Origin of the sequence: Sphingomonas endophytica (assembly GCF_001476895.1) — a bacterium.
GTDB lineage: Bacteria > Pseudomonadota > Alphaproteobacteria > Sphingomonadales > Sphingomonadaceae > Sphingomonas > Sphingomonas endophytica_A.
This window is the reverse complement of the sequence record NZ_LDTB01000274.1, coordinates 1-593: the sequence shown is the minus strand read 5'-3', so window position 1 is coordinate 593 and position 593 is coordinate 1. Positions and strand designations below refer to the sequence as shown.

The 593-nt window shown below is 63.2% G+C and carries 1 protein-coding gene; it reads right to left on the bottom strand.

Annotated elements, in window-relative coordinates:
- A partial coding sequence (locus tag NS334_RS17160) for an asparagine synthetase B family protein (RefSeq protein WP_193753171.1) occupies positions 1-593 on the bottom strand: 593 nt, incomplete at both ends.

Here is a 593-nt window from a genome sequence, read left to right as displayed (position 1 = left end):
CTGTCGATGCCGCCCGATAGATACGCCATCACCGGAACGTCCGCGGCCAACTGTCTCCGCAACGCGGACTGCAATATCTCGCCAACCTCGCCCGAGGCCCGTGCCAAACCGGGCGAGTATTTGCGATGATAGGACGGCGACCAATAGGTGCCGCTCGAACTTCCACTCGCCGCAAATCGCTCGAAGGTACCCGGCTTGAGGAGACGAACGCCGCGGAACGGCGTGCGCCCTCCCCAATTGTTCATCAGCGTGAAGTACTCCAGGGTTGCCGACGCATCGAACTGCTTGTCGATCAACCCACTGGCGTAGAGCGCACGCACCTCCGAGCCGAAGACGAGACCCTTGCCGGGCAGTTCCGCGACGTAGAGCGGCTTGATCCCGTACCGGTCGCGGGCGATCGCCAGCTCACGCTGCCGCTCGTCCCAGATCGCGCAGGCGAACATGCCGTTCAGCCTGCTGAACAGCCCGTCCTTCCACTGCTCCCAGCCATGCACCAGAACCTCGGTGTCCGAGTGGTCCGTCGCAAAGACATGGCCGGCGGCCTCGAGCTGCTTTCTGAGCTCGCGGTGATTGTAGATCTCGCCGTTGAAGAC